The sequence below is a fragment of the Streptomyces sp. NPDC047072 genome, assembly GCF_040643855.1.
In the GTDB taxonomy this organism is placed as follows: domain Bacteria; phylum Actinomycetota; class Actinomycetes; order Streptomycetales; family Streptomycetaceae; genus Streptomyces.
Genome location: NZ_JBEYVC010000020.1, coordinates 48,265 through 73,473, shown reverse-complemented (window position 1 = coordinate 73,473; position 25,209 = coordinate 48,265). Strand labels below are relative to the sequence as shown.

Genomic DNA, 25,209 nt, shown 5'->3' with positions numbered 1-25,209 from the left:
GTATCGGGGCGACCACTGACAACGGGCCCGGTCCGAGCTTTGGAGTTCCTTGAGAGTCATGGGCGAGCTGTGTCACGCGCGGGGCGGCGTCGCCCATTCTGCTGCGCAGGACCTGGGGGACCTTCCGACCGATCAAAGGGGAGTTGAGCGTGGCGGCATTGGCACGTTGGTGCTATCGGCACCGGCTGGTGGTCCTGTTGCTGTGGGTGGGGGCGTTGTTCGGGCTGGGCTTCTCGGCCTCGACGGCGGGCACGAACTACGCGAACGTGTTCTCCCTCCCCGACACGGACTCCAAGAGCGCGTACGACCTGATGGAGAAGGCCTTCCCGGCCACCTCGGGCGACACCGACACCGTGGTGTGGAAGGTCGACGAGGGCTCGGTGAAGGACCAGGCGGTCCAGGACCGGATCCGGCCGGTCCTCGACGGGATCGCGAAGATGCCCGGCGTGGGCGCGGTCACCAGTCCCTACGGCCCGCGGGGCGCGGCCCAGATCAGCCGGGACGGCACGATCGCCTACGCCCAGCTGACCTTCACCCAGCGGGCCAACGAGGTGCCCAAGAAGCTCGTCGAGGACGTCGTGGACGCCGCCCAGGGCGCCGAACGCGGCGGCCTCCAGGTGGAGCTGGGCGGGCAGGCCATCCAGCGCGTCCAGGAGCCGCCCCAGGGCCTGTCGGAGATAGTCGGCATCGGCGCGGCGGCCCTGGTGCTCTTCCTGGCCTTCGGGTCCTTCTTCGCGATGACGCTGCCGATCGCCATCGCGGTCTTCGGCGTCGGCATGGGCCTGTTCTCCACGCAGCTGCTCAGCCACACCACCGACATCCCCGACATCGCCCCGCTGCTGGCCTCCCTGATCGGCCTCGGCGTCGGCATCGACTACGCCCTGTTCATCGTCACCCGGCACCGGCGCGGCATCGAACGCGGCCTCGACCCCGAGGAGGCGGCGGTCACCGCCCTCAACACCTCGGGCCGCGCGGTGCTGTTCGCGGGCGGCACGGTCTGCATCGCGCTCGCCGGCATGCTCGTGACCCAACTGCGCTTCCTGGACGGCGTGGTCATCGGCACGTCCCTCACCGTCGTGCTGAGCGTCCTGGCCGCCGCGACCCTGCTCCCGGCCCTGCTGGGCTTCCTGGGCCCGCGTGTGCTCAGCCGCCGCCAGCGGCGCCGGCTGGCCGCCAATGGGCCCGCGCCGGAGGGGGCGAGCGGTCTCGCCGCCCGCTGGTCGGTGAACGTCGAGAAGCGCCCCCGCCGGATCGCCGCGCTCGCCCTGGTCGTCATGGCCGTCCTCGCGATCCCCGTCCTCTCGCTCCGCCTCGGCGCCACCGACCAGGGCAACGACGACGCCTCGACGACCACCAGGAAGGCCTACGACCTGCTCGCCGAGGGCTTCGGCCCCGGCTTCAACGGCCCCCTCCAGGTGGTCGCCGACGGCGGTGACACGGCCACCCTCGTCCAGGGCATCGAGTCGACCCCCGGGGTCGCGCGGGTCGCCGCGCTGCCGCCCGCCCAGGGCGTGACGGTGATCCAGGTCGTCCCGACGACGTCACCGCAGTCCAAGGAGACGGACGAACTGATCGACACCCTGCGCGACAAGGTGATCCCGCAGGCGGGCGCGCAGGCCCATGTCGGCGGCGTGACGGCGGTCTCAAAGGACTTCGCGTCGGTCACGGGCGACCGTCTGCCGCTGTTCATCGCGACCATCATCGGCCTCGGCTTCCTGCTCCTGCTGGTCGCCTTCCGCTCCCTGGTCGTCCCGCTGACGGCCGCCCTGATGAACCTGATCGCCGCGGCCGCCTCCTTCGGCGTCCTCGTGGCGGTCTTCCAATGGGGCTGGGGACTGGAGGCGCTCGGCCTCGGCAAGGAGGGCCCGATCAACGCCTTCCTGCCGGTCATCATGCTGTCCCTGCTCTTCGGTCTGTCGATGGACTACCAGGTGTTCCTGGTGAGCCGTATGCACGAGGAGTGGGTCCACACGCGCGACAACGCGCGCGCGGTACGCGTCGGCCTGGCGGAGACCAGCCGGGTCATCAACTCCGCGGCCCTCATCATGGTCTGCGTCTTCCTCGCCTTCGTCCTCAGCGGCGACTCGGGCGCGGCCATGGCGGGCGTCGGCCTGGCCGCGGCGGTCGCCCTGGACGCCTTCGTCCTGCGTACGGCCCTGGTGCCGGCCGCCATGCACCTGCTCGGCAAGTCCAACTGGTGGCTGCCGCAGTGGCTGGAGAAGCGGCTGCCGCACCTGGCGGTCGAGCCGAAGGAAGAGGCGCTCACGGAGCCGCCCGCCGCCACCGAGGGCCCCTCGACGGTGGTCCACGGCTTCGTCCGTACGACCGAGGGGGAGCCCTTGGAGGGCGCCGCCGTCACCCTGCTCTCCAAGGGCGGCCGCCAGCTCGACCGCGTCGTCTCCCTGGCCGACGGCTCCTACATCGTCTCGGTCCCGGGCCCGGGCACGTACCTCCTGGCGGCGACCGCGTCGTCGTACGGCTCACGCGCGGGGCACGTCGTCGTGGCGGAGGGCCCATTGGTGTACGACGTGGAGCTCGCCGAGGGTGAGGTGGACGCCGTCAACTAGACGTCGACCCGTTGGGAGTCACCTCTTCTTCGACGGATCCGGCAGGGCGTTCGTCATGCCCGGCAGGAAGTCCGTGAACAGCTCGTGCACCTCCCGTACGAGGGGGCGCAGCACCCGGAAGCGGGCCAGGGACACCCCCCTCGCGGTGAGCCTGGCGCCTCGCTCCGCGAGCCGGTAGCTGCGCTCCCGTCCCTCCGTGCGGTCGAAGACCCAGTAGAGGACGAGCCCCATCTGGGAGAGCCACATGAGCTCCGGAAGGATGTCCCGCAGCTCCTCCGGGACCTTCGTCTTCGTCGCCCCCCGCAGCACCTCCCGGTGGACCGAGATGGCCTCCTCGCGCGCGTGCTCCGACTCGGCGGAGAAGGGGCTGAGCGGGCTGTCGGGGTCGGCGGCGTTCTTGAAGAACTGCACCGCGAACTCGTGGTACGGCCGTGCGATGTCCAGCCACACCTTCAGCACGCCCGCGAGACGCGCCTCCAGGTCCTTCTCGTGGGCCAGGACGTCCCGGATCGCCACCCGGTGCTCGGCGGCGAGCCGGTCGTAGAAGCCCTGGACCAGGTGCTCCTTGCCCTCGAAGTAGTAGTACGCGTTGCCGACCGAGACCCCGGCCTCCTTGGCGATGGCCCGCATGGTGGTCTTGTCGTAGCCCCGCTCCTGGAAGAGCCGCATCGCCGTCTCCAGGATCAGCGCACGGGTCTGCTCGGACTTGGTGGACGGCGCGGAGCCCTCTTCGGGGCCTTCGTTCTTGGCGGGCACAGCAAGAGAGCCTAACCAGTGGCGCAGGCGTCGCCGCCGCAGCCCGGTGGACTGTAGGTCCAGCCCGTACTCGGGTCGTACGACCATCCGTCCGCCCGTCGGTAGGTCCGTCCACCCTGTGCCCCTTGGGGTGTTCCGCCCCATTGGGCCCCGCGCCACTTCGCCGCGGCGAGCACGGCCCCCTTGGCGAGCCGCGCCCCGGACGGTGTGCTGAGGCGATGCGCGAGTCCCCTGTGCTCGCGCAGCGCCCACAGCGTGACGATCCAGGCGGCGGCGGAGCGGTAGACCTGCCCCGAGTCGCCGACCACGGTGATCTCGTCGAGCGTGGCCCGGTGGTCGAGTCCGGGGAACCGCCGCCGGGCCTCCTCGGAGGCCGCGGGCACCAGGTCCAGCGGCACCAACTGCGGCTGCCGTACGAGCCAGTCGCGCAGGAAGGTGCAGAGCGCGCACCGGTCGTCGTAGAGGACGGTGAGCCGGCGGACCGGGGGTGTCCGGTCCGCCGGAGCGGCGTTCGCCGTCATGCCCGGACCCAGTCCTGCGGCGCGACCGGCGGCACCTGCTCCCGCTCCAGGGCGCCCCGGCGCCGGATCCGGTTGAGCACGTAAACGTTTGCGAGGTGCATCGCTCCCAGCACCAGCAGGACCACGCCCAGCTTCGTCGACAGGGCCTCGAAGATGCCGCGGGTGTCCTCGATCGTGTCGTCACCGCTCAGGTAGAGGGCGACGAATCCGAGGTTCACCAGGTAGAAGCCGACCACCAGGAGGTGGTTGACGGCCTCGGCGAGCTGCTCGTTGCCCTTGAGGACGTCGGCGAGGAAGATCCGCCCGTTGCGGCTGAGCGTGCGGGCCACCCAGATGGTGAGCGCGACGCTGACGAGCAGGTAGATGACGTAGGCGACGACCGTGCGGTCCATGCGCCTCCCCCTTCTTGAACGCGTTCAAAACGCTGACGGGAGAGACTCTAGACCTGCTTTTGAACGTGTTCAACTCGATGGGAGTGAGGTCTGGATCACTCTCGCCGTCATGTCCTGCGGGCCAGTTCCGGGCGCTTGGTGTAGTCGGTGAATCCGATGACGTTGCCCCAGAGGTCGGCGACCTCGACGGTCCAGCCGGTGGCCACGGAGAACGGTGCGTCCAGCAGGGGAACGCCCGCGGTGTGCAACCTGCGGGCGGCTGCCCGCGCGTCCGGCACCTCCAGCCACACGCGCGTGGCGGGCCACGGCGGCGGACGGTGCCCGCATGCGTCCTCCTGGCGCAGCAGGATCCCGGGCGTCTCGCCGCCGACCCGCAGCAGGGCGATGCCGGCCTCGTCGAGGCGGAACCCCACGGTGAAGCCCGCGCGCTCGTAGAAGGCGACGGCCTCGCCGAGGTCGCCGACGGGGAGCAGGACGTTGTCGAAGCCGAGCAGTTCGTACGACTGGTCATCTGACATGTCGTCAGATTAGAGCGGTCCCGGCGAAACGGGCTTCTGCGACGCGGGGTCCGTCGTGCATGATGACCGGGCTCATTGTCGTCTTTTCGCGGGTCCTCCCGCTTCGGTCCCCAGGAGCAGTTCCCCTTGAGCGAGCAGCCGCCGCAGCCCGACCCTTCCGGGTACGGCTATCCGAACCAGCCGCCGGGTGCGCAGCAGCCGGGACACCCGCCGCCGGGCCCCGGGTATCCGCCGCCGGGGTACCAGGGCTACCCGCCGCCCGGCTACCTCCCTCCCGGGATGTACACCGGCGACCCGAACGCGCCCTACGGCTACGACCCCTACGGGCGTCCGTACTCCGACAAGTCGAAGGTCATCGCGGGCATCCTCCAGCTCACCCTCGGCACGTTCGGCGTCGGCCGCTTCTACCTGGGTGACGTCGGCCTGGGCCTCGCCCAGCTGTTCACGTGCGGCGGCTTCGGCATCTGGGCCCTGATCGACGGCATCCTCCTCCTCACCGGGAACGACCACACCGATGCGCAGGGCCGGGTTCTTCGGAGTTAGGGGCGGGGGGCGTCGAGCCGAAGTGCGTCGGGGTTCAGGCGACGGGGAGAGCGGCGGCGGAGTCTCTGCGGACGGGCCACCGTTCGCCCCGCAGCCGCAGCCGCAGCCGCAGCCGCAGCCGCAGCCGCAGCCGCAGCCGCAGCCGCAGCCGTGGTCTGAGTTCGAGCATCGGAAGCAGCCGCCGGCCGGTTCCGTGTCGGCTTCCGGTGGGCAGCCGGTGCACGGCCGGAGCCCGGCGTCGGCGCCCGGCCCGCTGTCCCGGCTGCTGTCCCCGCTGCGGCACCCCGCCGCCGGACCCGCGGCCGTACTCGTCGCGGGAGCGGTCGGGGCCGGTTATCTCTACGGTGCCGATCCGCACGAGCCCGGGCACCTGCTGCCCCGCTGCCCGTTCCGGATGGTCACCGGTCTGCTCTGCCCGGCCTGCGGCGGCACCCGCATGGTGTACGACCTGATGCACGGCCACTTCACCGAGGCCTGGCTGGACAACCGGGCCCTGCTGCTGGCGTCCCCGTACGCCCTCGCCCTGCTGGGCCGATGGGCCTGGGAGGGCCTGCACGGCCGCCGCTGGCACCCGGCGCTCGGCCCCCGCGCCCAGATCGTCGTCCTCGCGCTCGCCGTGGCCTGGACGGTCGTACGCAACGTCTTCTGACGGACCGTGGAGCGCCTGCCCCACCCCGTTGTCAGTGGTGCCCCGTACTGTCTCGGCATGGGAATCGTGACGTTCGTCGACGAGACGACAAGCGGTGGCCGCAGCGACGGCTGGGGTCTGGAGATCGCCGAGGAGCGCCTTGCGGTACGGGAGTTGATCCGCCGCCGGGTGTTCCAGGAGGCCGCCGAGTTCAACGCGCGCACACCCGCCGTGTTCCAGGGCCTGGTCCAGCCCGAGGACACGGAGCGGGTGCTGAACGGCTACGCGCTGCGTACTCCCCGCCCCATCGACCCCGAGACCCAGACGGCCCTGGCCCTCAAGGCCTTCACAGGCAACGGCTTCCTCGTGCTGGTGGGCGACCGCCAGGTCACCGACCTCGACGAGCAGATAGATCTGCCGCTCGGCACGGAGGTCACGTTCCTGAAGCTCGTACCACTGGTGGGGGGATGACGACATGGGCCAGATCCAGCGATTCAAGGACCTGATCCGGCAACGGAGCGCCGACGACGAACTCGAAGAACTCGCCGTCGACCTGCTCAAGGCGGCCGCCGTCAACGACGGCAACTGGACCGGCCTGTGGGACGGCGTGCTCGCCCGGCTGCTCGAACTGCCGCCGGAGGCGCGGTCCAGGGTCGCCGACGGCCTGGTGACCCAGTACCACTCGCAACAGGCGGGCCCGATCGCCCGGGAGAACGCGCTGGTCCTGCTGGGTATCGTCTCCCGGGACCTGCCGCCCCACGACCGCCTCCTCGCGGAACGCCTCGCCCTGCTCGACCGGGTAGCCGGGCAGCACTCCTTCTGGTACGGCGCCCGCTACGAGAACCTCATCGAGGCCGAGCTGGCCGCGGGCCGCCCGATCGCGCCCGGTGTCGTCGCCACCGTCCGTCGCTCCGTCCTGCACGCCTACCAGAACGAGGACCTCCCCAGGACGGCGAAGAAACTGACCGAGCCGGCGCTCAACGTCGGCGAGGAGTGGGCCGAACAGGCCCTGAGGGACACGGAGTCCGGCCACCCCGCCTGGCACGAGCTGTTCACGCTCGCCGCGACCGCCACCGCCGCCAAGCCCTCCGCCAAGTGGGACCAGCGGGCCGCCGCGCTGGCCGGGACGCTCGGTCCCGACCGGGTCCGCGAGGCGGTGACCGGCTGGCTCGCCCTCGTCGGCCGGCCCCGCACCTTCGAGCTGGAGAGTGGCCCGTACGACCCGCACGTCAACAGCGTCTACGACCCGTACAACGCGAACGCCCTGCGCGGTCTGACCTGGCTGCTCTCCCTCCTCCCGCCCCACCCGGACACGGCCCGCGTGCTCGGCGCCCTCGTCGAGACGTCCCTCAAGAAGGTCCCCGGCGTCGGCCCGCGCAACCCGAAGGTCGCCAACGCCGGCGTCAACGCCCTGGCCCGCATCGACAGCGAAGCGGCCCTTGCGGAACTGGCCCGCCTCGCCACCCGCGTCACCTTCAAGGGCACGCTCAAGCTCCTCGAGACGAGCCTGGACGCCCGGGCGGCGGCGATGGGCCTCGGCCGCGAGGAGATCGAGGAACTGGCCGTGCCCGCCTACGGCCTGACGGAGGTCGGCCGGTCGCGACAGCAGCTCGGCGAGGCGACCGCCGTACTCGAAGTACGGGGTACGAAAGCCCAGTTGACCTGGAACAACGCCACCGGGAAGGCGGTGAAGAGCGTCCCGGCGTCGGTCAGGCGCGACCACCCCGACGCCCTCAAGGACCTCAAGGCGGCCGTCAAGGACATCGACAAGATGCTCTCGGCGCAGAGCGAGCGCCTGGACCGCCAGTTCCTCGCGGACCGCACCTGGTCCTACGACACCTGGCGCGAGCGCTACGTGGACCACCCCCTGGTCGGCACCCTGGCCCGCCGTCTCCTGTGGACGGTCGACGGCACCACGGTCGGGTACGCCGACGGGACGCTGCGCACCCTCGCCGACGACCCTGTGAGCGACGGCGCGAAGGTCCGTCTCTGGCACCCCGTCGACCACGAACCCGCCGAGATCGTCGCCTGGCGCGACTGGCTGGAACGCCATGGCGTCACGCAGCCGTTCAAGCAGGCCCACCGCGAGGTCTACCTGCTGACGGACGCCGAACGCACCACCGGCACCTACTCCAACCGCTTCGCGGCCCACATCCTGCGCCAGCACCAGTTCCACTCCCTGGCCGCGGCGAGGGGCTGGCGCAACCGGCTCCGCCTGATGGTCGACGACACGGCACCGCCGGCCGTGCGCGAACTGCCGCGCTGGGGACTGCGCGCCGAGTACTGGATCGAGGGCGACGGCGAGCACTACGGCGTGGACAGCACCGACTCCGGCAGCTTCCTGCGCCTGCGCACCGACCAGGTCCGCTTCTACCCGATCGACGCCCCGGAGAACTCGGCGCACTGCTCCGGCGGCGAGTACCACATGTGGCTCCGCGACGGCGCGGCCCCGGTGGACCCCGTCCCGCTCGCCTCGGTCCCGCCCCTGGTCCTCTCCGAAGTCCTGCGCGACGTCGACCTGTTCGTGGGCGTCGCGAGCATCGGCAACGACCCCACCTGGCAGGACGGCGGCCCCGAAGGCCGCTTCCGCGAGTACTGGACGTCGTACGGCTTCGGCGACCTGAGCGCCACCGCCGAAACCCGCCGCACCCTGCTGACCCGCCTGATCCCCCGCCTCGCGATAGCCGACCGCTGCACCCTGGAGGGCCGCTTCCTCCAGGTGAAGGGCGACCGCCACACGTACAGGATCCACCTCGGCTCGACGAACATCCTCCGCACCCCGAACGACCAGTACCTCTGCATAGTCCCGACCGCCAACCCCACGACTCCCCAGGCGGGTTACCTCCCCTTCGAGGGGGACCGGGGGCTGGCGGTGATCCTGAGCAAGGCGATGATGCTGGCGAACGACACGAAGATCACGGACCCGACGATCCTGAGCCAGCTGTGACGCGAGCCGTCAGAGGTGCACGAACCCGTCCCTGACGATCTCCTTCGCCACCGCTCTGCGGGCATCGGCCAGTTCACCGGCGATTCGCTCGGAGCGGTCGGCGCCGAGAGTGACCGAGGCGTCCGCGGGCTTGCTGTCGAGCAGGAGCCTCAGGCGCAGATGGGTCGGCGGGTGGCTCGCGTCGACGCTGTGGCCGCGGAGCGCACCGACCCGGCGAAGGCGTTCCCGCTCGGACTCCGGGATGGAGTCCATGTGGGCGGCGAGCGTCTCCCACAGACCGTCGGCGTCGCTTTCGGAGATCCGGCTCCGGCCGCGTATGCGGCGGCTGTTGGCCTCGCGGGTCAGAACGGTGGTGATCGAGTCGGCCGCGAGGAGACGGTCCATCAGCCCGGTCGCGGCCTCGGTGGAGCCGGCACGGGCGGCCGCCGTGTCGGCCAGGTACTCGCCGCGCTGGGAGGCCCGGGCGGTGAGCAGGTCGAGCAGCGCGACCACGCCGGTGATCAGGGTGCGGGGCAGGATGTAGAACAGGTTGGCGATGACTTCGAGGGGCTTCGGATGCCGGATGGGGGAGACGTAGTAGTACCAGGTCGACAGCGACCGGTAGGCGGTGCCCACCACCATCCCGCGCCGGGTGTCCCCGTGGGTGAAGTGGCCGAGCTCGTGGCCCAGGAGCGCGACCCGCTGCTGCGGGGTCAGCACCTCCCACAACGGCAGCCCCAGCGTCAGCATCCGGCGGCGGACACCGAGGTGCGTCACGCTCGCGTTGGGCTCGTCGTCGACGACGACGGCGTCCACGCCACGGGTGCCCATGGCGGCGGCGATCTCGTCGATGAGCGCGTACAGTTCGGGCGCGTCGTGCCGCAGCAGGACGCGGGCGTCCTTGGGCAGCCGGTTCAGCCGGGGGCGGAGCGACCACGCCAGTGCCAGCAGGACCAGCCCGAGCAGCACGCTGGGGCCACCCCAGCCGCTGGCCAGCAGGCCGATGCCGGCGGCGGCGAGGGCGGCGGTCAGTCCGTGCACGGCGAGCGCGACCGCAGAGGCCGCGAGGCCGACGGCCGTCCGCCCCGTCGGCTCCGGAGCGTCGGTGGAACTCAACTCACCGAACAGCCGCTCGCCGTAGCGCTGTGCGACCTTGCGCCGCATGCTCTTCAGACCGCGCGCGGGCTCGTCCGGCCGCTGCGGATCCACGTTCCAGTCGCAGACCGCGCACCACGTGGTGAAACGGCGGTCCGTACGGATCTCCGCCCCGCACTCCGGACACGGTTGCCGTGTCTGCTCCCCTACGGCATGCATCGGCCGCGTTCCCCCCTTGCGACGACCTCTCCCCAGAAGTCGTTGTGTACATGATCGACGCAGTGGACGATACGGGATCGGCCGGGTAAACCCCATACTGAACAGCACTCAAGTGACGTACGGGGAGGGCGGGCATCGTGCGACGGGTGCTGACGGTGCATTTCGCGCCGTGCGCGCTGTTCGTCGCGGGGGTGCTCGCGCTGGTACGGGCGGGGAGTTTCACGGGGCGGAGCGCCTGGGGTGCGGTGTGGCCGCAGCGCCCGGAAGCAGCCTTCAGCCTGACCACGTCGGTCGTTGTCTTCGCCTCCCTGCTCGGCCTGCTGCTAGATCCGTTTCAGGTACGGGCGGTGAGGGTCCTCGAAGGTTACTGGGACCGATGGGCCCTCACGGCAAGCTTCGCCGGGTTGCTGGTCCGAGTGCAACGCAGGCGGTGGCAGGTGTTGCGGAAGAAGGCAGAGAGGGCGGTCCGTGGTGATACCGCCCTCCGGATGCGGGCAGATGCCCGGCGCCGTCTTGCGGCCCGGCCGCCGGCCGAGGCTCTTCTGCCCACCGCGCTCGGAAACGCCCTGCGCGCGGGTGAGCTGAGCGCGGGTGAGCGCTACGGACTGACCACCCTCTCCTCCTGGCCGCGGATCTATCCGCAGGTGTCGGACCGGTTGGGCGAGGCATTGCGCTCCACCAGGGATGCGCTGGACACCGCGGTCAATCTCTGCTGGTCCTTCCTGGCACTCACCGGGGCAGGGGCGGTGGCCCTGTACGACGAGCCGTCCGCCTGGTGGCTGTGCGGGGCCACCCTGGTGTCGGCCGGGGTGGCCTACAAAGGGGCAGTCATCGCCGCCCAGTCGTACTCCGGTCTGATGCATGTCGTGTACGACCTGCACCGGTTCGACCTGGCGGAGGCGCTGCACCATCGGCTGCCTGACGACCGGGGAGAGGAACTGGAGTTGTTCGCCGGGATCTCGGACCTGGTCACCGGAAGAGGGGGTGCCGACGTGCGATACGACCACGGCGCCAGGACGCATCGACAACGGCGGGAAGGGGGCGGGGACTGATCGGTGGGACCTACGAGGGCCGCTGCTGCCTGGCGAGCCACACCTTCTTCAGAGCCTCTTCCGCGGGTTGGAATCCGTCTTGGAGGACGACCGGAGGGAGTTCGAGGTAGCGGCAGTCGTCCCGGTCGTGGACGAAGGCGAATCCGCGAGGATCTCTGAGCGCAGCCTCTGTGGGAGCTTCGTACGGTCGGATGCCGTCCAGCCACGCGGCTCGTTCGGCCTCCGTGTAGCGCTCCTTGTAGCCATTACCGGTTCCCGTGGGAACCTCCACCCGGCAACCAGGGCAGAGAGGGGCGTCAAGCGGAAAGGGGAATCCTGGAAGTTCGAACTGGGTGATCATCGATCAGCTCCCTCTGCTGATGAAGCGACGGATGCGGGCGGCGGAGCGGCGGAGATTCACGCCGACGGGATCGGAGGTCGCCTTGCGGTAGAGACGCGCGATCCAGACCGTGTCCAGGGCGGTCGCCACAAAGGCGACGATCGCGGCGGCCCAACGCCAGGGGGACTGCACGGCCCCGGGCGGTGGGACGAGTGCCGCGGCCACTCCGAACCCCAGGAGCACGGTGCCCAGATTGAAACACCACACGGCCGCGCGGGCGTATGTCTTCCACTTGGCGTGGTCCCGTTCCTGCTTGGCGTGGAGCGAGGCGAAGTTCTTGCCGACGTAGCCTTCGGACAGCCAGTCGACTAGATCCGCATACGAATACAGGTAGAGCCTTGAGTGGTAACTGAGCTGAATGCTTGCGATGAGCAGGAGCGCCGAGATCACGAGCAGCAGCAGAATCGGCCCGGGCCAGCGGAAATGGTCGTCGGCTCCACCGACCACCCCGGCCAGGGAGAGCGCTGCGGCCGTCAGTAGCGGGGCGGCGACGAAGAGCGCCATGGAGTCGGCTGGTCCGTATCCGAGAGGTGTCGGCGCAATCCAAGGGATGTCCCCCTGCTCCGGGGGTTTGAACTCCTCCGCCACGCCTCCCCCTCCCGAAGGTTTCGGACCAGGTGGTTCGGAGTGTGACGGCGGAATGCCTCCTTCAGTAGTGGCGCGAACACGCCAAAAACACCAGAGACCCCCGTTTCCGAAGTGACGGAAACGGGGGCCTGAGGTCAAGTGGGGAAGGTCAGAAGCGGCGGGTGATCAGCGCCCTCTTCACTTCCTGGATCGCCTTGGTGACCTCGATGCCTCGGGGGCAGGCGTCCGTGCAGTTGAACGTGGTGCGGCAGCGCCAGACGCCGTCGCGGTCGTTCAGGATTTCCAGGCGCTGCTCGCCGGCCTCGTCACGCGAATCGAAGATGAAGCGGTGGGCGTTCACGATCGCCGCCGGGCCGAAGTACTGGCCGTCGTTCCAGAAGACCGGGCACGAGGAGGTGCAGGCCGCGCAGAGGATGCACTTCGTCGTGTCGTCGAAGCGCTCGCGGTCCTCCGCCGTCTGGAAGCGTTCCCGCGTCGGCTCGTTCGTGTCCTTCGTGATCAGGAAGGGCATCACGTCCCGGTACGCCTGGAAGAACGGCTCCATGTCGACGACCAGGTCCTTCAGGACCGTCAGGCCCTTGATGGGCTCGACCGTGATCGGCTTCTCGGGGTTGATGTCCTTGATCAGCGTCTTGCAGGCCAGGCGGTTCTTGCCGTTGATCCGCATCGCGTCCGAGCCGCAGATGCCGTGCGCGCACGACCGGCGGAAGGTCAGCGTGCCGTCGACGTCCCACTTGATCTTGTGGAGGCCGTCGAGCACCCGCTCCTTGGGGTCGATCTCCAGCTGGAAGTCTTCCCAGACCGCCTCGGCCGAGACCTCCGGGTTGAAGCGGCGGACCCGGAACGTGACCGTGATGTAGGGGGACGCGGCGGACTCTGCCTCCACCTTGTCCAGAACAGGGGTAGCCATCAGTACTTACGCTCCATCGGCTGGTAGCGGGTCTGGACGACCGGCTTGTAGTCGAGACGGATGGACTCGGTGCCGTCGTCGCCCACCTCGCGGTACGCCATGGTGTGGCGCATGAAGTTGACGTCGTCGCGGTTGGGGTAGTCCTCGCGGTAGTGACCGCCGCGGGACTCCTTGCGGGCCAGCGCGGAGACCGCCATGACCTCGGCGAGGTCGAGCAGGTTGCCGAGCTCGATCGCCTCCAGGAGGTCGGTGTTGAAACGCCGGCCCTTGTCCTGGATCGACACGTTCTTGTAGCGCTCGCGCAGCTCGGCGATCTTCTCGACCGCCGTCTTGATCGTCTGCTCGGTGCGGAACACCATGACGTTGGCGTCCATGGTCTCCTGCAGCTCGCGGCGCAGGACCGCCACGCGCTCGCTGCCCGTGGACGTACGCAGCGCCTCCACCTGGGAGACGACCAGCGAAGCGGGGTCCTCCGGCAGCTCGACGTACGAGGCCTTCTGCGAGTACTCCGCCGCCGCGATGCCCGCCCGGCGACCGAACACGTTGATGTCCAGCAGTGAGTTGGTGCCGAGACGGTTCGCGCCGTGGACGGAAACGCACGCGACCTCTCCCGCCGCGTACAGGCCCGGCACGACCGTCGTGTTGTCGCTGAGGACCTCACCCTCGACGTTCGTCGGGATGCCGCCCATCGCGTAGTGCGCGGTGGGCTGGATCGGGATCGGGTCCGTGTACGGCTCGATACCGAGGTACGTCCGCGCGAACTCCGTGATGTCGGGCAGCTTGGCGTCCAGCTGCTCCGGCGGGAGGTGCGTGAGGTCCAGGTAGACGTGGTCGCCCTCGGGACCGCAGCCGCGGCCCTCACGGATCTCCGTGTAGATGGAGCGGGACACGACGTCACGGGACGCGAGGTCCTTCATGACCGGCGCGTACTTCTCCATGAAGCGCTCGCCGTCCTTGTTGCGGAGGATGCCGCCCTCACCGCGGGCACCCTCCGTCAGCAGGATGCCCATGCGCCAGATGCCGGTCGGATGGAACTGGAAGAACTCCATGTCCTCCAGCGGCAGCCCGCGACGGTAGACCGCGGCCTGGCCGTCACCGGTCAGCGTGTGCGCGTTCGACGTCACCTTGAAGAACTTGCCGCAGCCGCCGGACGCGTAGATCACGGCCTTCGCCTGGAAGACGTGGATCTCGCCGGTCGCCAGCTCGTACGCCACGACACCGGCCGACTTCTTGACGCCGTCGACCTCGGTGATCAGCTGGTCCAGGACGTAGAACTCGTTGAAGAACTCCACGCCCTCCTTCACGCAGTTCTGGTACAGCGTCTGGAGGATCATGTGGCCGGTGCGGTCGGCCGCGTAGCAGGACCGGCGGACCGGCGCCTCACCATGGTTCCTCGAATGCCCACCGAAGCGGCGCTGGTCGATCGTGCCGTTCGGCGTGCGGTTGAACGGCAGGCCCATCTTCTCCAGGTCGAGGACCGAGTCGATGGCCTCCTTCGCCAGGATCTCGGCGGCGTCCTGGTCGACCAGGTAGTCACCGCCCTTGACGGTGTCGAAGGTGTGCCACTCCCAGTTGTCCTCCTCCACGTTGGCCAGCGCGGCGGCCATGCCGCCCTGCGCGGCGCCCGTGTGGGAGCGGGTGGGGTAGAGCTTGGTCAGCACGGCGGTACGGCTGCGCTTCGTCGACTCGATCGCGGCGCGCATGCCGGCGCCGCCCGCGCCGACGATGACGGTGTCGTACTTGTGGATCTTCATCAGGAAATTCCTCAGCCCCGTGCCTAGCGGATGTTCGGGTCGAAGGTGAAGATCACCAGCGTGCCCAGCAGGATGGTGAACACCGTGGCGATGTAGAGCAGGCCCTTCAGCCACAGCCGGGTGTTCGCGCGCTCCGCGTAGTCGTTGATGACCGTGCGCAGGCCGTTGGCACCGTGCAGCATCGCGAGCCACAGCATCAGCAGGTCCCAGACCTGCCAGAACGGGGACGCCCAGCGGCCGGCCACGAAGGCGAAGCCGATCTTGGAGACGCCGCCGTCGAGGACGAGCTGGATCAGCAGGTGCCCGATGACCAGGACGACCAGCACGATGCCGGACAGCCGCATGAACAGCCACGCGACCATCTCGAAGTTGCCCCGGGTGGACTTGGGGGTCTTCTTGGTGCGCTTGCGCGGGGCCTCGATGAGGGGCGCCGGGTTGTCGACGCCGTAGCCGGAACCGCCCTCGACGGGGCCGATGCCGGACGCGGTGGTTTCAGTGGTCGCCATCAGTCTCAGCTCCCGAACAGTTCACGAGCGGCGTGGCCGAGGACGGGGTAGATCGCCCCGATCATGAGTACGACCCACAGGCCTACGACGGACCAGAGCATCTGCTTCTGGTAGCGCGGGCCCTTCGACCAGAAGTCGACGGCGATGACACGCAGGCCGTTGAGCGCGTGGAAGAGGATGGCGGCGACGAGGCCGTACTCCAGGCACGCGACGAGTGGGGTCTTGTACGTGGCTACGACCTTGTCGTAGTCCTCGGGGGAGACACGGACGAGAGCGGTGTCCAGCACGTGAACGAACAGGAAGAAGAAGATGAGGACGCCGGTGACTCGGTGAGCCACCCAGGACCACATTCCTTCCCGGCCGCGGTACAGCGTTCCAGCCGGCACGGAAGTCCCTCCGGGAGCGGGGTGTCGGGGCCGCGCCGGCTTGTGCGGTCGGTGGGCCCGGCCGGGTACGGTCCACCGGCCCTCAGCATGTTATCCAGGCGTCGGCTGTCGGCTTACTCCGGGCCTACCTGTGTGATCAAAGTGGCATGCGGATGGGGTAATCAGTGGCCAAAAGATGCGTTATGCGTTGGGTGCGGCGCCGTTGGGGCTGGTCGCGCAGTTCCCCGCGCCCCTGAGTAGGCCGACCAGACGTCCCTTTGCCAGGCGGCGGAGTTCGTCCGAAGCAACCACCCGTTCCTCCTCCGGATCGTTTGTCAAACGTGACCGGATTTCTGCCAGGACGTGATCGAGGGCTTCGGCAGGGGGCAAGTCGTCCAGGCAGATGACGAACGCGTGGCCGAACTTCGACTCGTACGCCGCGTGCGCCGCGTCCATCGCCATGTGGGCGGCCATATACGCGCCGTCCGGCAACACCGGCAAGGTCTCTCCTGCCAGGGCTTCCGACAAATCCGACGGAGTCAAGTCGTACGCCGCCTCGTCCGACGCGGCCAGCAGCGCCTCGACCGTCGGGTACGGGCGGTGTGCCGCGATGCGGTCCGCCCAGCGCAGGCTGCGGAGGCAGTCCAGCAACAGGCCCCGGGCCTCGGCGGCGGGGGCGGAGTTGAAGGCGTCCAGGACGGTGGGCAGGGACGGTATGGCCGGTCGGCCGGAAAGATGTGTGGGCGTCACGTGTGTTTCGGCAGGGGAAGCTGTGAGCGGTGTGACGTCACGTTATCGAGAGTGAGCATGACCTGTCCGACGGATGCCCGAATTTCACCCGCACGGGAGAGTTTCGGAACGCCCGGTGGACACACCACCCTCACCCCACCCCCTAGGTTGGCCGTGTGAGCCAGCACAGGAAGCGACCACAGAAGCGGGCCCGGGGAGCCGTCGGGGTCGTCGCGGGGGCGGTCGTCGTCACCGTCGGGGCCGGAGTGGCGCTCGGCATGTGGGCCGGCGACGACAGCGAGCCCACCGGCTCGTCGCAACGGCAGGACCGGGCACAGACGTCCTCCGCCCCCCGGTCCACCGCGGCCGCCACACGTCCGGCCCCCACCCCGACTCCCAGCCGCACCCTCGTCTACGCCCTGTCCAAGACCCCCCGCACCATCCCCGCCGTCCGCGAGCACACCCCCGCCCGCGGCCCCGGCTGGCGTCCGGCCGCCGGGCTGCGCGTGGTCGTCTCCGACGCCCGCCTCGCCGACGAGGGCCGGCTGCTCGCCGGTGAGCTGGGGCTGACGTACGCCGGGCAGAAGAAGGACGTGCGCGCAGGGGACGTACGACTGGCGCTCAACAGCGCGAAAGGCGAGGAGTCGTACACCCTCACCGTGCGCGACGGGCGGGTCGACATCAGCGGACCGACCGACGCGGGCGTGTTCTACGGCACCCGCACGCTCAAGCAGGAGGTGCACGGCGGCGGTACGGCGGCGGAGGGCGTCGTACGCGACGCGCCGGCCAAGCCGGTGCGCGGGTTCATGCTGGACATCGCGCGCAAGAACTTCACGGCCGGATGGATCGAGGACCGGGTCCGGGAGCTGGGGGACCTCAAGTACAACGAGCTCCATCTGCACTTCTCCGACGACCAGGCGTTCCGGATCGAGTCCGACTCGCACCCGGAGATCGTGTCCGCGCGGCACCTCAGCAAGGCGCAGGTGAAGCGGATCGTCGCCCTCGCGGCGCAGCGGCACATCACCGTCGTACCGGAGATCGACTCGCCGGGGCATCTGGGGGCCGTCATCGCCGCCCACCCCGAGCTGCAGCTGCGCAGCGCGTCGGGGCTCGCCGCGCGCGGGGCCGTCGACATCTCCAAGCCGGAGTCCGCGAAGATCGTCGACGACCTGCTGAACGAGTACGCCGGGCTGTTCCCCGGCGCGGACTGGCACCTCGGCGGGGACGAGTACCGCGCGCTCATGGTGAAGAGCCCCGCGACGACCTACCCCCAGCTCGCCACCGCGGCCCGGGAGGCCTACGGCGCCGGGGGCACGATCGCCGACCTGGCCACGGGCTGGCTCAACGACCGCGCCGCCACCGTCCGCAGACACGGGAAGGTACCGCGCGCCTGGAACGACGGGTTCTACGAGAACGTGTCGGTGCATCCCGACAAGGACATCCGGGTCGGGTACTGGACGGGCAAGGAGATCGGGGCACGGCAGCCGGTGGCGTACCTGAACGCGGGGCGCAAGGTCGTCAACTACAACGACAAGTTCCTCTACTACGTCCTCGGGCAGCCGAACCAGTTCTCCTACCCGACCGGCGAGCGGATCTACGAGCAGTGGACCCCGCGGGTCGTGCGAGGCACGACACCCGTGGCGAAGTCGTACGACGGCCAGATCCTCGGTGGGTCCTTCGCGGTGTGGTGCGACTTCCCGAACGCGCAGACGCAGAGCCAGGTCGCGGTCGGCATCCGGATGCCGCTGCGGGCGACGGCCCAGAAGCTGTGGGACCCGGGGCAACCGGAGCTGTCCTGGACGGACTTCAAGGCGCTCGCGAACCGGCTGGACTGACCGGGCGCCCCGGATACGGGTGGACGTACGCGACCTGCGAACCGTATGTTCCGCATGCCGCGCGTGAGGCTCTGGGGAGAGGCCGCGCGGTTCACCGGTCATCGACACCTCGGGGGACGACGTCATGCTCTGCACGCGCTGCCATCACTTCGAAGCGGTCCAGGACGGTGTGCTGTGCACCGCCTGCTCCACACGGACCGGCTTCCAGGCCCCGCCGACCGGGCTCGCGCCGAACGCCTGGCTCCGCTCGCCGGTCGGGCTCGGCCGGGCGGCCGTCGCGATGCTCGGACTGGTCGCGCTGGCCGACGTGTTCGCCCTCGGGACGGACGTCTTCCAGTACGTCGTGAGGGGCGACCTCGCGGACGGCCGGACCGGGGACGACGTGCTGGACCGGGCCGACACCGCCGACCTGCTCACCGGGGTGGCCGGAGTCGGACAGGGGCTCTCGCTGCTCGCCTGTGCCGTCGTCTTCGTGATCTGGTTCTGGCGGGTCCGGGTGAACGCCGAGGTCTTCAGCCCGAACGGGCACCGCAAGGCCCGTGGCTGGGTCATCGGCGGCTGGGTCGCGCCGTTCGTGAACCTCTGGTACCCGCGCCGGGTCATGCTCGACGTCTGGGACGCGAGCCGTCCGGCAGGCAGGACCGCGGGACACGGGCCGGTCAACGCCTGGTGGACGCTGTGGCTGCTGTCGACCATCGGCGGCGAAGTCCTCTACGGCATCGCCGACAGCGCCGACACCCCGCGGCAGATCCACGAGTGGACGCCCCTGGTCATGGTCGCCGACGCGCTCGACCTCGTGGCCGCCGTGCTCGCCGCCCTGGTCGTGCTCAAGCTGACCCGGTTGCAGGACGAGAAGGCCCACCAGGGCCCGGCGGTGCCCGTCCCCGCGTGACGGAATGATTCCTTCCTGCCGCGAACTGCCGTACGACTGTGGTGTATTCGGCCGTCAGGGGGGACAGGGGATGGGCTACTGGGGTTACTTCGTCGTGGGCCGCGCCGGGGCGCCGCTCGCGGAGCTGGACGCGCTGGCGGGTGCCGAGGGCATGGTGCTGCGGGCGTCGGCGCCGGACGGGTGGCAGGTCTGGGAGTACGCGAGCACCGAGGGCGACGTCGGGAACATGAACGCGCTGGCGGCGCGGACCGGTTCGCCCGCGCTCTTCGGGTACGTCATGGACAGCGCGGCGGTCGTGGTGGAGGCGGCCGGGCCCGAGAGCGGGGTGTGGACGACGTGTCTCGCGCGGGCCGCGACGGCCAAGTTCCTGGGGGCCGGTGACGGCGGGCTGTCGCTGGAGGACTACTTCCTGGAGCCGGGTGAGGCCGCCGCGCGGGCGGTCGCCTGGGCGGCGGAGGCGGGGCGGGCGGTGGACGAGGAGCCGTTGCTCGACGTCCTGACCGCCGAACCCGATCCGTTGGCCGAAAACCTCTTCTTCCGTATGCTCGACCGGCTCGGTGTCGTGCCCCTGTGACACTCCCGGGCCGTCGCGCGCAGTAAGGGGAAGTGCGGGTTCCGTAAGGGGAGACCGCTCGGCGAGGGAGGCGTGCATGAGTCTGGTGGAGCTGATCGGCCAGGCCGACGAACGCGGACTGGCCGCCAGCGGGTTGGCTTGTTTGGATCGGTGCGTACCGCTGCTCGGCGGCGACGACGAGATCCTGCGACCCCTGTGGGCGGAGCTGGCGGACGACACCGGCGACGCGTGGGGCGAACGGCTGGAGCAGGTGCGCGCAAAGCTGGGGACCGTCGGGGAGCCCGGTGCCGAGGAGCCCGGTGCCGACGAGGCCGTCGCGCTGGCCCACCGGATGCTCGCCGACGCGCCCGCCTCGCGCTCCGCGGGGGAGTTGCGGGCGTGGGCCGACGCCTGCTCGGTCGCCGCGCTCCGGATCCACCGGCTGCTCGACCCGCTGGGCGGCACGTCCCCGGTCGACGCCCCGCGCGAAGGCCGTACGGAGGGCGTCTCCCCGCTGGTCGCCGCCGAACTCCGCCGCCAGACCAAGGTCCTCGAACTCCTCGCCGCCCACGGCCCGTCGGGGCTGCGCCCCGCGCTCGACGTCTCGACGGAGGGCCGCAGGGTGCTCCGCGCGGTGGTGTCACGACGGAGCCGGCGGAGAGCCTGAACGGCTCACCGGACCAGCCACTTCACCACCGCGTCCCCGTAGTGCGCCGTCTGTTCGTAGAACGCCGTCAGGTCGCGGTGGGCGGCGGCGAAGACGGTGCGGGCCTCGTGTTCCGCGTCCGTGCCGCCGTAGCGGGGGAGCAGGGCCTCGCGGGCGGTCTGCCACAGGGGATCGAAGTCGGTGGTGGAGAGGTAGCCGGCGACCCGGTGGGCCTTCGCCGCCGTCAGGACGAGGAACGGCGGTCTGTCCCGCTCGGAGGGGTACACCGGGCGGCCGCCGAGGACCACCTCGGCGCCCGCGTACAGGAGTTCGTGGTCCAGGTAGCCCTTGTCCAGCACCTCCTCCCGATGCCGTCCGATCCGTTCCCGCACGGCGTCCCAGTCGTCCTCGAACAGCCGTTGCATCCAGTGCGCACTGTTGCGCAGCGCCGAGGGCGGCACCGCGCGGAGGTGGAAGTAGTCGCTCATCGGAGAGTGGAGCGCACGGCGGCGGGGAATCGTCACTCCGGCGTCAACCCCCGTGGACGCGAGGGTCCTGTAACCGGGCCGGGTCCATCCCGCACAGGTATTGCGCCAGTCCTGCGGACCCCCGCGAAAACGTGTGACGCGACCGCCCGCACGTGCGCTGATCCCCGTGTGACGACACACACGACATGGCGAGTGACGGCGGCGCAGGACGGCACCAGGCCCTCCGCCGCGACCAAACCGGTCCGCTGGGCGGCGGACGCGGTGTCGGCGCTGCGCGAGGGCGCCCGGGTCCGGCTCGACTACTCGGCGCAGAGCCTGTGGCGGGTCGACCGGATCGTCGAGGAGATACGGCGCGAGGGAGCGCCGTACGCCGCCGTGGAGACCGTGCTGCGCGGGCTCGGCGCCTACGCCGGTGAGGTGATCGTGCGCCAGACCGGTGCCGAGTGGTGGGCGAGCGGCGGCGAGCACTGGATCCGTACGCCGGACGGGCGGCTGTGGGACCCGGTCGACGAGGCCCGCCGGTGCTTCGCCGGGGACGGCTCGCTGCGGCTGCTGTGCCGGGACGCGACGGCTTCCGTCCAACGGGCGTAGGCAAAAAGGACGCAATAAGAGACGCGGGCGTTCCCAAACGGCGGGCGGCGGGAGCACGATGGGCTCATGGCCGACAATCGTCGTTGGTGGGCGCTGGTAGTGATCGCGCTCGCCCAGCTGATGGTCGTGCTCGACATGACCATCGTGAACATCGCCCTGCCCTCCGCCCAGGCCGACCTGAACATGTCGGACGGCAACCGGCAGTGGGTCATCACCGCCTACACCCTCGCCTTCGGTGGCCTGTTGCTGCTCGGCGGCCGGATCTCCGACCTCGTCGGGCGGCGGACCACCTTCCTGATCGGACTCCTCGGCTTCGCCGCCGCCTCCGCGCTCGGCGGGGCCGCGAGCGGCCAGGGCATGCTGTTCGGCGCGCGCGCCCTCCAGGGCGTCTTCGCCGCGCTGCTCGCGCCCTCCGCGCTGGCGCTGCTCGCCACCACGTTCACCGACCCCAAGGACCGCAGCAAGGCCTTCGGGGTGTTCGGGGCGATCGTCGGCGCGGGCGCGGCCATCGGCCTGCTCGCCGGCGGACTGCTCACCGAGTACCTCGACTGGCGCTGGTGCCTGTACGTCAACGTGCCCGTCGCGCTCATCGCGTTCGCGGGCGGCCGGGCCATCCTCGCCCGCGGCGAGCGCCACCCCGACGCCCGTCTCGACGTGCCGGGCGCGCTGCTCGGCTCGGCCGGGATGCTCTCCATCGTCTACGGCTTCTCCGAGGCGGAGTCCCGCAGTTGGGGCGACGGCCTGGTCGTGACGCTGCTCGCGGGCGGTGTCGTCCTGCTGGCGGCCTTCGGGCTGTGGCAGACGCGGGCCCGGGTGCCGCTGCTGCCGATGTCCGTGGTGAAGGACCGTCAGCGCGTCGGCGCCTTCCTGACCGTACTCCTCGTGACCATCGGCATGTTCGGCGTCTTCCTCTTCCTCACCTACTACCTCCAGACCGTCCTCGGCTGGTCGCCGCTGAAGACCGGCTGCGCGTATCTGCCGATGACGGTCGCGATGATCGTCGGGTCGACGCAGATCGCCGCCCGGCTGCTCGGGAAGGTGCAGCCCAGGTTCCTCATCGTGCCCGGACTCCTGGTCGCCGCAGGGGGGTTGGCGATCATCGCCCAGGTCAGTGTGGAACCGGCGTACGCCTCGCACGTGCTGCCCGGCATGCTGATGCTCGGCCTCGGCATGAGCACCGCGATGATGACCTCCGTCTCGCTGGCCACCGGAAGCGTCGCCCCGCAGGACTCCGGCGCGGCCTCGGCGACCTTCAACACCGCCCAGCAGGTGGGCGGTTCGATCGGTACGGCGCTGCTGAACACCATCGCCGCGAGCGTGACCACGACCTATCTGACCGCACACGCCGGACCCGGCGTCGACAGGAAGCTGCTCGCCGCGAAGGCCACCGTGCACGGCTTCAACGTGGCCACCTGGTGGGCGATGGGCGCGCTGCTGCTCGCCGCGCTGGTCGCCGGAACCGTCATCAACGCCGAACGGGCGCCCACTCCCCAGGGCGAAGGGGAGCGGACGCCCGAACCGGTGGATTCGGCTTTGTGAGGCGCTACTTGATGTACACCAGGCCGTCCGTCGTGATCGTCGGGCGGCCGCTGGTGCCGACCACCACGATCTTCACCTTGTGCTGGGCGCTGCTGGACCAGGACTTGGTCCAGATCGCCTGGCGGTAGGTGGTCGCCCCGGAGACCCGCAGATCGACGGTCGCGACCTTGGTGCCGTCCACGTAGACGTACGCCTGCCCGGACCCGGTCGCCCGCGAGACCACCCAGGCCGCCGACTTGCCGGTGAACGTCCAGGTCAGGCTCGCGCCCTTGGAGCTGCTGGAGTACGACTTGCCGCCCAGGTAGCTGGTGTTGGAGCGGCTGGTCCAGGTGCCGGTCTTCGTGGCCGAGGTCTCCTGGAGGATCATCGGCGTGAACGAGGGCGCGGACGTACGGGTGTTGCCCGCGAAGTCGGCCGCCTCCATCTTCCAGGTGCTCGCGGTACCGGACTTGGCGGTCGGCTTGGCGCTCGTCACGGTCGGGCCGTAGGTGGCCGTCGTCGGGGTGAGCAGCTTGACCTGCTTGAGGGCGAGCGCGTCGGTGGCCTTCCAGCCCAACGTGACAGGTACGGCTGCGGTGTTGACCGTGCCGGTGCGCAGGGTGAGCTTCGGCGCGGTCGAGAAGGTGGGCGCGGTGGTGTCGCCGACGACGGTCAGCGCGGTGGTCGTGGTGGTCTTCTTGGACTGGTGCACGGCCCGTACGGCCACCTTGTGGCTGCCGGTGGCGACGGTGACCGCCGCCGAAGTGGCCGTACCGGAGACCGTCTTGGCGACGCTGCCGTCGACCAGCACCTCGAACTTCGAGATCAGCGAACCCGGCGTGGTCGTCGACCACTTCACCGTGATCGCGCCCTTGGTGTAGTACGTCGAGCCGGACAGGCCCGCGCCGGTCACGCCGGTCACCTTCAGGCCCTGCACCGGGCCGGACGCCCAGGCGCGGATCGTCGGCAGCTGGGCGTAGAGGGAGTTGCCCGGGCACTCGGTGGCGTAGCCGTCGCGGTGGCCGGAGATCCGGTTGAAGGTGTACGACTCGCCCGCCGTGAAGCTGGTCCCCGCGAGGTTCTTCTGCGTCACGCCGGACTTGAGCTGGACGGTGGAGTTCGGGTCGACGCCGTACTGGCCGAGCTTCCAGGCGGCGATCCGGGCGACCGAGGCGAGGGCGGCGTTCGAGGCGCCCGCGTCGGTGTACTCGCCGAGGACCGCGATGCCGGTGGACTCACGGTTCCAGCCGTAGGTGTGCGCGCCGAGCACCGGCTGGTCGACCCCGCCCTTGCGGCCCTCGAAGATGGTGCCGCACTTGTCGACCAGGAAGTTGTAGCCGATGTCGTTCCAGCCGTTGGACTGCGTGTGGTACGCGTAGATGCCCCGGACGATCGACGCCGACTCCGCGCACGTGTAGTCGTTGGAACCGGCCGTGTGGTGCACGAACACGGCCTTCACGTCCGCGTTGTACTCCGACGGGTCCGGGCTCAGCGACTCGTCGGCACCCCAGTCGGCGCGCGAGGTGATCGGCGGCTCGGGGACGGTGGACGGGAGCGGGGCGGGCGTGGTCGTCGCCGGGCTCGGGGACTCGTCCGCGAGATACGCGGCCGGCTGGACGTCGTAGCCCGTGTTCTCCGTGGCCTTCTGCTCCGCGGCGGTCACCACGCCCGGGTCGACCAGGTTGACCTTGAGGCCCGAGGGCAGTCCGGCGCTGGTGGTGCCGTCCTCGTGGACGACCTGCACCTCGACGCCGTCCGAGGGGCCCACCCACAGCGGCTCGGACGCGCCGCGCGCCCCGGCCCGCTCGTCGGCGTCCTCCACCGGGTCGGCGTCCGTCTCCAGGTCCTGCCAGGACGTCCACGCGCCGGTGTCCAGGCTCCGGGTGCGTACCTGCGCCTTTCCGTCGAGGTGCCTGGTCGCCCCCGTCCAGGAGACGCCGAGCAGCGAGAACTGCTTGGTCTCGGTGCGCGGCAGCTCGCGCTCGCCGGTCTCGGGAGCCTTCAGCGCGAGGTTGTAGACCCGCACCGGCCGCTTCTCCACCGCGTCCGCCGAGCCGTCCACCGGGCTGGCGGTGGCGTAGGTCGCCACGCCCCCTCCGGTCACGACCACCGCGCCGAGCGTCAGCCAGGCCCGTCGCTTCATGCTCAGCGGTCTGTACGCACGCGTCTTTCGACGACTCAACTACCCCACCCCTGAAATCCAGTCACAGAAACACCACCCGTCACAGGGGTGGCACT

At 70.3% G+C, this 25,209-nt stretch carries 27 protein-coding genes; 12 read left to right on the top strand and 15 right to left on the bottom strand.

Going from position 1 to position 25,209, the window contains the following annotated elements:
* Nucleotides 1–158 precede the first annotated feature (158 nt).
* Nucleotides 159–2,567 carry an MMPL family transporter gene (locus ABZ896_RS12075; RefSeq protein ID WP_360926048.1) on the top strand — a complete coding sequence of 803 codons (2,409 nt, stop codon included), beginning with the start codon at nt 159–161 and terminating at the stop codon, nt 2,565–2,567.
* A gap of 18 nt (nt 2,568–2,585) precedes the next feature.
* Here the strand turns inward: ABZ896_RS12075 and ABZ896_RS12070 are convergent, their stop codons facing one another.
* The 4 genes from ABZ896_RS12070 to ABZ896_RS12055 all read right to left on the bottom strand — a co-directional run bounded on the left by ABZ896_RS12070 (nt 2,586) and on the right by ABZ896_RS12055 (nt 4,754).
* Nucleotides 2,586–3,323, bottom strand: a complete 738-nt coding sequence (locus tag ABZ896_RS12070) for a TetR family transcriptional regulator (RefSeq protein WP_360925964.1) — start codon at nt 3,321–3,323, stop codon at nt 2,586–2,588.
* A gap of 11 nt (nt 3,324–3,334) precedes the next feature.
* Complete coding sequence (locus tag ABZ896_RS12065; protein ID WP_360925961.1) at nt 3,335–3,844, bottom strand: DCC1-like thiol-disulfide oxidoreductase family protein; 510 nt, start codon at nt 3,842–3,844, stop codon at nt 3,335–3,337.
* Complete coding sequence (locus ABZ896_RS12060) at nt 3,841–4,236, bottom strand: hypothetical protein (RefSeq protein ID WP_360925958.1); 396 nt, start codon at nt 4,234–4,236, stop codon at nt 3,841–3,843. Before ABZ896_RS12060 ends, ABZ896_RS12065 begins: the two co-directional genes overlap by 4 nt.
* A 107-nt stretch (nt 4,237–4,343) precedes the next feature.
* Nucleotides 4,344–4,754, bottom strand: a complete 411-nt coding sequence (locus ABZ896_RS12055; RefSeq protein WP_360925955.1) for a VOC family protein — start codon at nt 4,752–4,754, stop codon at nt 4,344–4,346.
* A gap of 126 nt (nt 4,755–4,880) precedes the next feature.
* Here ABZ896_RS12055 and ABZ896_RS12050 point away from each other — a divergent pair, with 126 nt between their 5' ends.
* Nucleotides 4,881–5,297 (top strand): TM2 domain-containing protein, encoded by a 417-nt coding sequence (locus ABZ896_RS12050; RefSeq protein ID WP_360925952.1) that lies wholly within the window; start codon nt 4,881–4,883, stop codon nt 5,295–5,297.
* 34 nt (nt 5,298–5,331) lie between these two features.
* Here the strand turns inward: ABZ896_RS12050 and ABZ896_RS12045 are convergent, their stop codons facing one another.
* On the bottom strand, nt 5,332–5,466 hold the full coding sequence (locus tag ABZ896_RS12045; protein WP_360925950.1) for a hypothetical protein: 135 nt from the start codon (nt 5,464–5,466) through the stop codon (nt 5,332–5,334).
* 48 nt (nt 5,467–5,514) lie between these two features.
* Here ABZ896_RS12045 and ABZ896_RS12040 point away from each other — a divergent pair, with 48 nt between their 5' ends.
* From ABZ896_RS12040 to ABZ896_RS12030, 3 genes are read left to right on the top strand one after another with little or no spacing between them, the layout of a single operon-like run.
* Nucleotides 5,515–5,946, top strand: a complete 432-nt coding sequence (locus tag ABZ896_RS12040) for a DUF2752 domain-containing protein (protein WP_360925947.1) — start codon at nt 5,515–5,517, stop codon at nt 5,944–5,946.
* Between the two features lie 57 nt (nt 5,947–6,003).
* Nucleotides 6,004–6,396, top strand: a complete 393-nt coding sequence (locus ABZ896_RS12035; protein ID WP_360925944.1) for a hypothetical protein — start codon at nt 6,004–6,006, stop codon at nt 6,394–6,396.
* A gap of 4 nt (nt 6,397–6,400) precedes the next feature.
* A complete protein-coding gene (locus tag ABZ896_RS12030) occupies nt 6,401–8,872 on the top strand; it encodes a DUF4132 domain-containing protein (RefSeq protein ID WP_360925941.1) in 2,472 nt (823 codons plus the stop codon).
* A 9-nt stretch (nt 8,873–8,881) separates the two neighbouring features.
* On the opposite strand, the gene ABZ896_RS12025 is transcribed toward ABZ896_RS12030, so the two are convergent.
* Nucleotides 8,882–10,165 carry a M48 family metallopeptidase gene (locus tag ABZ896_RS12025; protein ID WP_360925938.1) on the bottom strand — a complete coding sequence of 428 codons (1,284 nt, stop codon included), beginning with the start codon at nt 10,163–10,165 and terminating at the stop codon, nt 8,882–8,884.
* Nucleotides 10,166–10,311: 146 nt separating this feature from the next.
* Between ABZ896_RS12025 and ABZ896_RS12020 the strand changes: the two genes are divergently transcribed.
* Complete coding sequence (locus tag ABZ896_RS12020) at nt 10,312–11,217, top strand: hypothetical protein (protein ID WP_360925935.1); 906 nt, start codon at nt 10,312–10,314, stop codon at nt 11,215–11,217.
* Nucleotides 11,218–11,227: 10 nt separating this feature from the next.
* Here ABZ896_RS12020 and ABZ896_RS12015 read toward each other — a convergent pair whose 3' ends face one another.
* From ABZ896_RS12015 to ABZ896_RS11985, 7 genes are all read right to left on the bottom strand, one after another.
* A complete protein-coding gene (locus ABZ896_RS12015; RefSeq protein ID WP_360925931.1) occupies nt 11,228–11,557 on the bottom strand; it encodes a hypothetical protein in 330 nt (109 codons plus the stop codon).
* 3 nt (nt 11,558–11,560) lie between these two features.
* Complete coding sequence (locus ABZ896_RS12010; RefSeq protein WP_360925928.1) at nt 11,561–12,100, bottom strand: hypothetical protein; 540 nt, start codon at nt 12,098–12,100, stop codon at nt 11,561–11,563.
* A 232-nt stretch (nt 12,101–12,332) separates the two neighbouring features.
* On the bottom strand, nt 12,333–13,094 hold the full coding sequence (locus tag ABZ896_RS12005; protein ID WP_360925925.1) for a succinate dehydrogenase iron-sulfur subunit: 762 nt from the start codon (nt 13,092–13,094) through the stop codon (nt 12,333–12,335).
* Complete coding sequence (sdhA, locus tag ABZ896_RS12000; protein ID WP_360925922.1) at nt 13,094–14,848, bottom strand: succinate dehydrogenase flavoprotein subunit; 1,755 nt, start codon at nt 14,846–14,848, stop codon at nt 13,094–13,096. Before sdhA ends, ABZ896_RS12005 begins: the two co-directional genes overlap by 1 nt.
* Before the next feature lie 23 nt (nt 14,849–14,871).
* Entirely contained in the window at nt 14,872–15,354 is a 483-nt protein-coding gene (locus tag ABZ896_RS11995) for a succinate dehydrogenase hydrophobic membrane anchor subunit (protein ID WP_360925919.1), read from the bottom strand.
* Between the two features lie 5 nt (nt 15,355–15,359).
* On the bottom strand, nt 15,360–15,740 hold the full coding sequence (sdhC, locus tag ABZ896_RS11990; RefSeq protein WP_007384241.1) for a succinate dehydrogenase, cytochrome b556 subunit: 381 nt from the start codon (nt 15,738–15,740) through the stop codon (nt 15,360–15,362).
* A 180-nt stretch (nt 15,741–15,920) separates the two neighbouring features.
* A complete protein-coding gene (locus ABZ896_RS11985; protein ID WP_360925916.1) occupies nt 15,921–16,469 on the bottom strand; it encodes a 2-oxo-4-hydroxy-4-carboxy-5-ureidoimidazoline decarboxylase in 549 nt (182 codons plus the stop codon).
* Nucleotides 16,470–16,726: 257 nt separating this feature from the next.
* Between ABZ896_RS11985 and ABZ896_RS11980 the strand changes: the two genes are divergently transcribed.
* From ABZ896_RS11980 to ABZ896_RS11965, 4 genes are all read left to right on the top strand, one after another.
* The gene (locus tag ABZ896_RS11980) at nt 16,727–18,283 is read left to right on the top strand and encodes a glycoside hydrolase family 20 protein (RefSeq protein ID WP_360926045.1); all 1,557 of its coding nucleotides are present in this window, start codon (nt 16,727–16,729) and stop codon (nt 18,281–18,283) included.
* A gap of 124 nt (nt 18,284–18,407) precedes the next feature.
* On the top strand, nt 18,408–19,175 hold the full coding sequence (locus ABZ896_RS11975; protein WP_360925913.1) for a DUF4328 domain-containing protein: 768 nt from the start codon (nt 18,408–18,410) through the stop codon (nt 19,173–19,175).
* A gap of 70 nt (nt 19,176–19,245) precedes the next feature.
* On the top strand, nt 19,246–19,749 hold the full coding sequence (locus ABZ896_RS11970) for a hypothetical protein (RefSeq protein WP_360925910.1): 504 nt from the start codon (nt 19,246–19,248) through the stop codon (nt 19,747–19,749).
* Nucleotides 19,750–19,825: 76 nt separating this feature from the next.
* The gene (locus tag ABZ896_RS11965; protein ID WP_360925907.1) at nt 19,826–20,395 is read left to right on the top strand and encodes a hypothetical protein; all 570 of its coding nucleotides are present in this window, start codon (nt 19,826–19,828) and stop codon (nt 20,393–20,395) included.
* A gap of 5 nt (nt 20,396–20,400) precedes the next feature.
* Here the strand turns inward: ABZ896_RS11965 and ABZ896_RS11960 are convergent, their stop codons facing one another.
* Nucleotides 20,401–20,862, bottom strand: a complete 462-nt coding sequence (locus ABZ896_RS11960) for a DUF1877 family protein (RefSeq protein WP_360925904.1) — start codon at nt 20,860–20,862, stop codon at nt 20,401–20,403.
* Between the two features lie 168 nt (nt 20,863–21,030).
* Here ABZ896_RS11960 and ABZ896_RS11955 point away from each other — a divergent pair, with 168 nt between their 5' ends.
* Both ABZ896_RS11955 and ABZ896_RS11950 read left to right on the top strand, forming a co-directional pair.
* Nucleotides 21,031–21,453, top strand: coding sequence for a hypothetical protein (locus ABZ896_RS11955; RefSeq protein ID WP_360925901.1), 423 nt, complete (start codon nt 21,031–21,033; stop codon nt 21,451–21,453).
* A 66-nt stretch (nt 21,454–21,519) separates the two neighbouring features.
* Nucleotides 21,520–22,992 (top strand): MFS transporter, encoded by a 1,473-nt coding sequence (locus ABZ896_RS11950; protein ID WP_360925898.1) that lies wholly within the window; start codon nt 21,520–21,522, stop codon nt 22,990–22,992.
* Nucleotides 22,993–22,996: 4 nt separating this feature from the next.
* Here ABZ896_RS11950 and ABZ896_RS11945 read toward each other — a convergent pair whose 3' ends face one another.
* Nucleotides 22,997–25,114: an N-acetylmuramoyl-L-alanine amidase gene (locus tag ABZ896_RS11945; protein ID WP_360925895.1), complete on the bottom strand. Its 2,118-nt coding sequence runs from the start codon at nt 25,112–25,114 to the stop codon at nt 22,997–22,999.
* Nucleotides 25,115–25,209 lie beyond the last annotated feature (95 nt).

Bases quoted from the DNA above. Each gene is read 5' to 3' on its own strand.
- ABZ896_RS12060 (WP_360925958.1), bottom strand. From the start codon at position 4,236: ATGGACCGCACGGTCGTCGCCTACGTCATCTACCTGCTCGTCAGCGTC.
- ABZ896_RS11960 (WP_360925904.1), bottom strand. From the start codon at position 20,862: ATGAGCGACTACTTCCACCTCCGCGCGGTGCCGCCCTCGGCGCTGCGC.
- ABZ896_RS11980 (WP_360926045.1), top strand. From the start codon at position 16,727: ATGTGGGCCGGCGACGACAGCGAGCCCACCGGCTCGTCGCAACGGCAG.
- ABZ896_RS11995 (WP_360925919.1), bottom strand. From the start codon at position 15,354: ATGGCGACCACTGAAACCACCGCGTCCGGCATCGGCCCCGTCGAGGGC.
- ABZ896_RS12030 (WP_360925941.1), top strand. From the start codon at position 6,401: ATGGGCCAGATCCAGCGATTCAAGGACCTGATCCGGCAACGGAGCGCC.
- ABZ896_RS12055 (WP_360925955.1), bottom strand. From the start codon at position 4,754: ATGTCAGATGACCAGTCGTACGAACTGCTCGGCTTCGACAACGTCCTG.
- ABZ896_RS12015 (WP_360925931.1), bottom strand. From the start codon at position 11,557: ATGATCACCCAGTTCGAACTTCCAGGATTCCCCTTTCCGCTTGACGCC.
- ABZ896_RS11950 (WP_360925898.1), top strand. From the start codon at position 21,520: ATGGCCGACAATCGTCGTTGGTGGGCGCTGGTAGTGATCGCGCTCGCC.
- ABZ896_RS12010 (WP_360925928.1), bottom strand. From the start codon at position 12,100: ATGGCGCTCTTCGTCGCCGCCCCGCTACTGACGGCCGCAGCGCTCTCC.
- ABZ896_RS12035 (WP_360925944.1), top strand. From the start codon at position 6,004: ATGGGAATCGTGACGTTCGTCGACGAGACGACAAGCGGTGGCCGCAGC.
- ABZ896_RS11970 (WP_360925910.1), top strand. From the start codon at position 19,246: ATGGGCTACTGGGGTTACTTCGTCGTGGGCCGCGCCGGGGCGCCGCTC.
- ABZ896_RS12065 (WP_360925961.1), bottom strand. From the start codon at position 3,844: ATGACGGCGAACGCCGCTCCGGCGGACCGGACACCCCCGGTCCGCCGG.
- ABZ896_RS11945 (WP_360925895.1), bottom strand. From the start codon at position 25,114: ATGAAGCGACGGGCCTGGCTGACGCTCGGCGCGGTGGTCGTGACCGGA.
- ABZ896_RS12005 (WP_360925925.1), bottom strand. From the start codon at position 13,094: ATGGCTACCCCTGTTCTGGACAAGGTGGAGGCAGAGTCCGCCGCGTCC.
- sdhA (WP_360925922.1), bottom strand. From the start codon at position 14,848: ATGAAGATCCACAAGTACGACACCGTCATCGTCGGCGCGGGCGGCGCC.
- ABZ896_RS12025 (WP_360925938.1), bottom strand. From the start codon at position 10,165: ATGCATGCCGTAGGGGAGCAGACACGGCAACCGTGTCCGGAGTGCGGG.
- ABZ896_RS11965 (WP_360925907.1), top strand. From the start codon at position 19,826: ATGAGTCTGGTGGAGCTGATCGGCCAGGCCGACGAACGCGGACTGGCC.
- ABZ896_RS12045 (WP_360925950.1), bottom strand. From the start codon at position 5,466: ATGCTCGAACTCAGACCACGGCTGCGGCTGCGGCTGCGGCTGCGGCTG.
- ABZ896_RS11975 (WP_360925913.1), top strand. From the start codon at position 18,408: ATGCTCTGCACGCGCTGCCATCACTTCGAAGCGGTCCAGGACGGTGTG.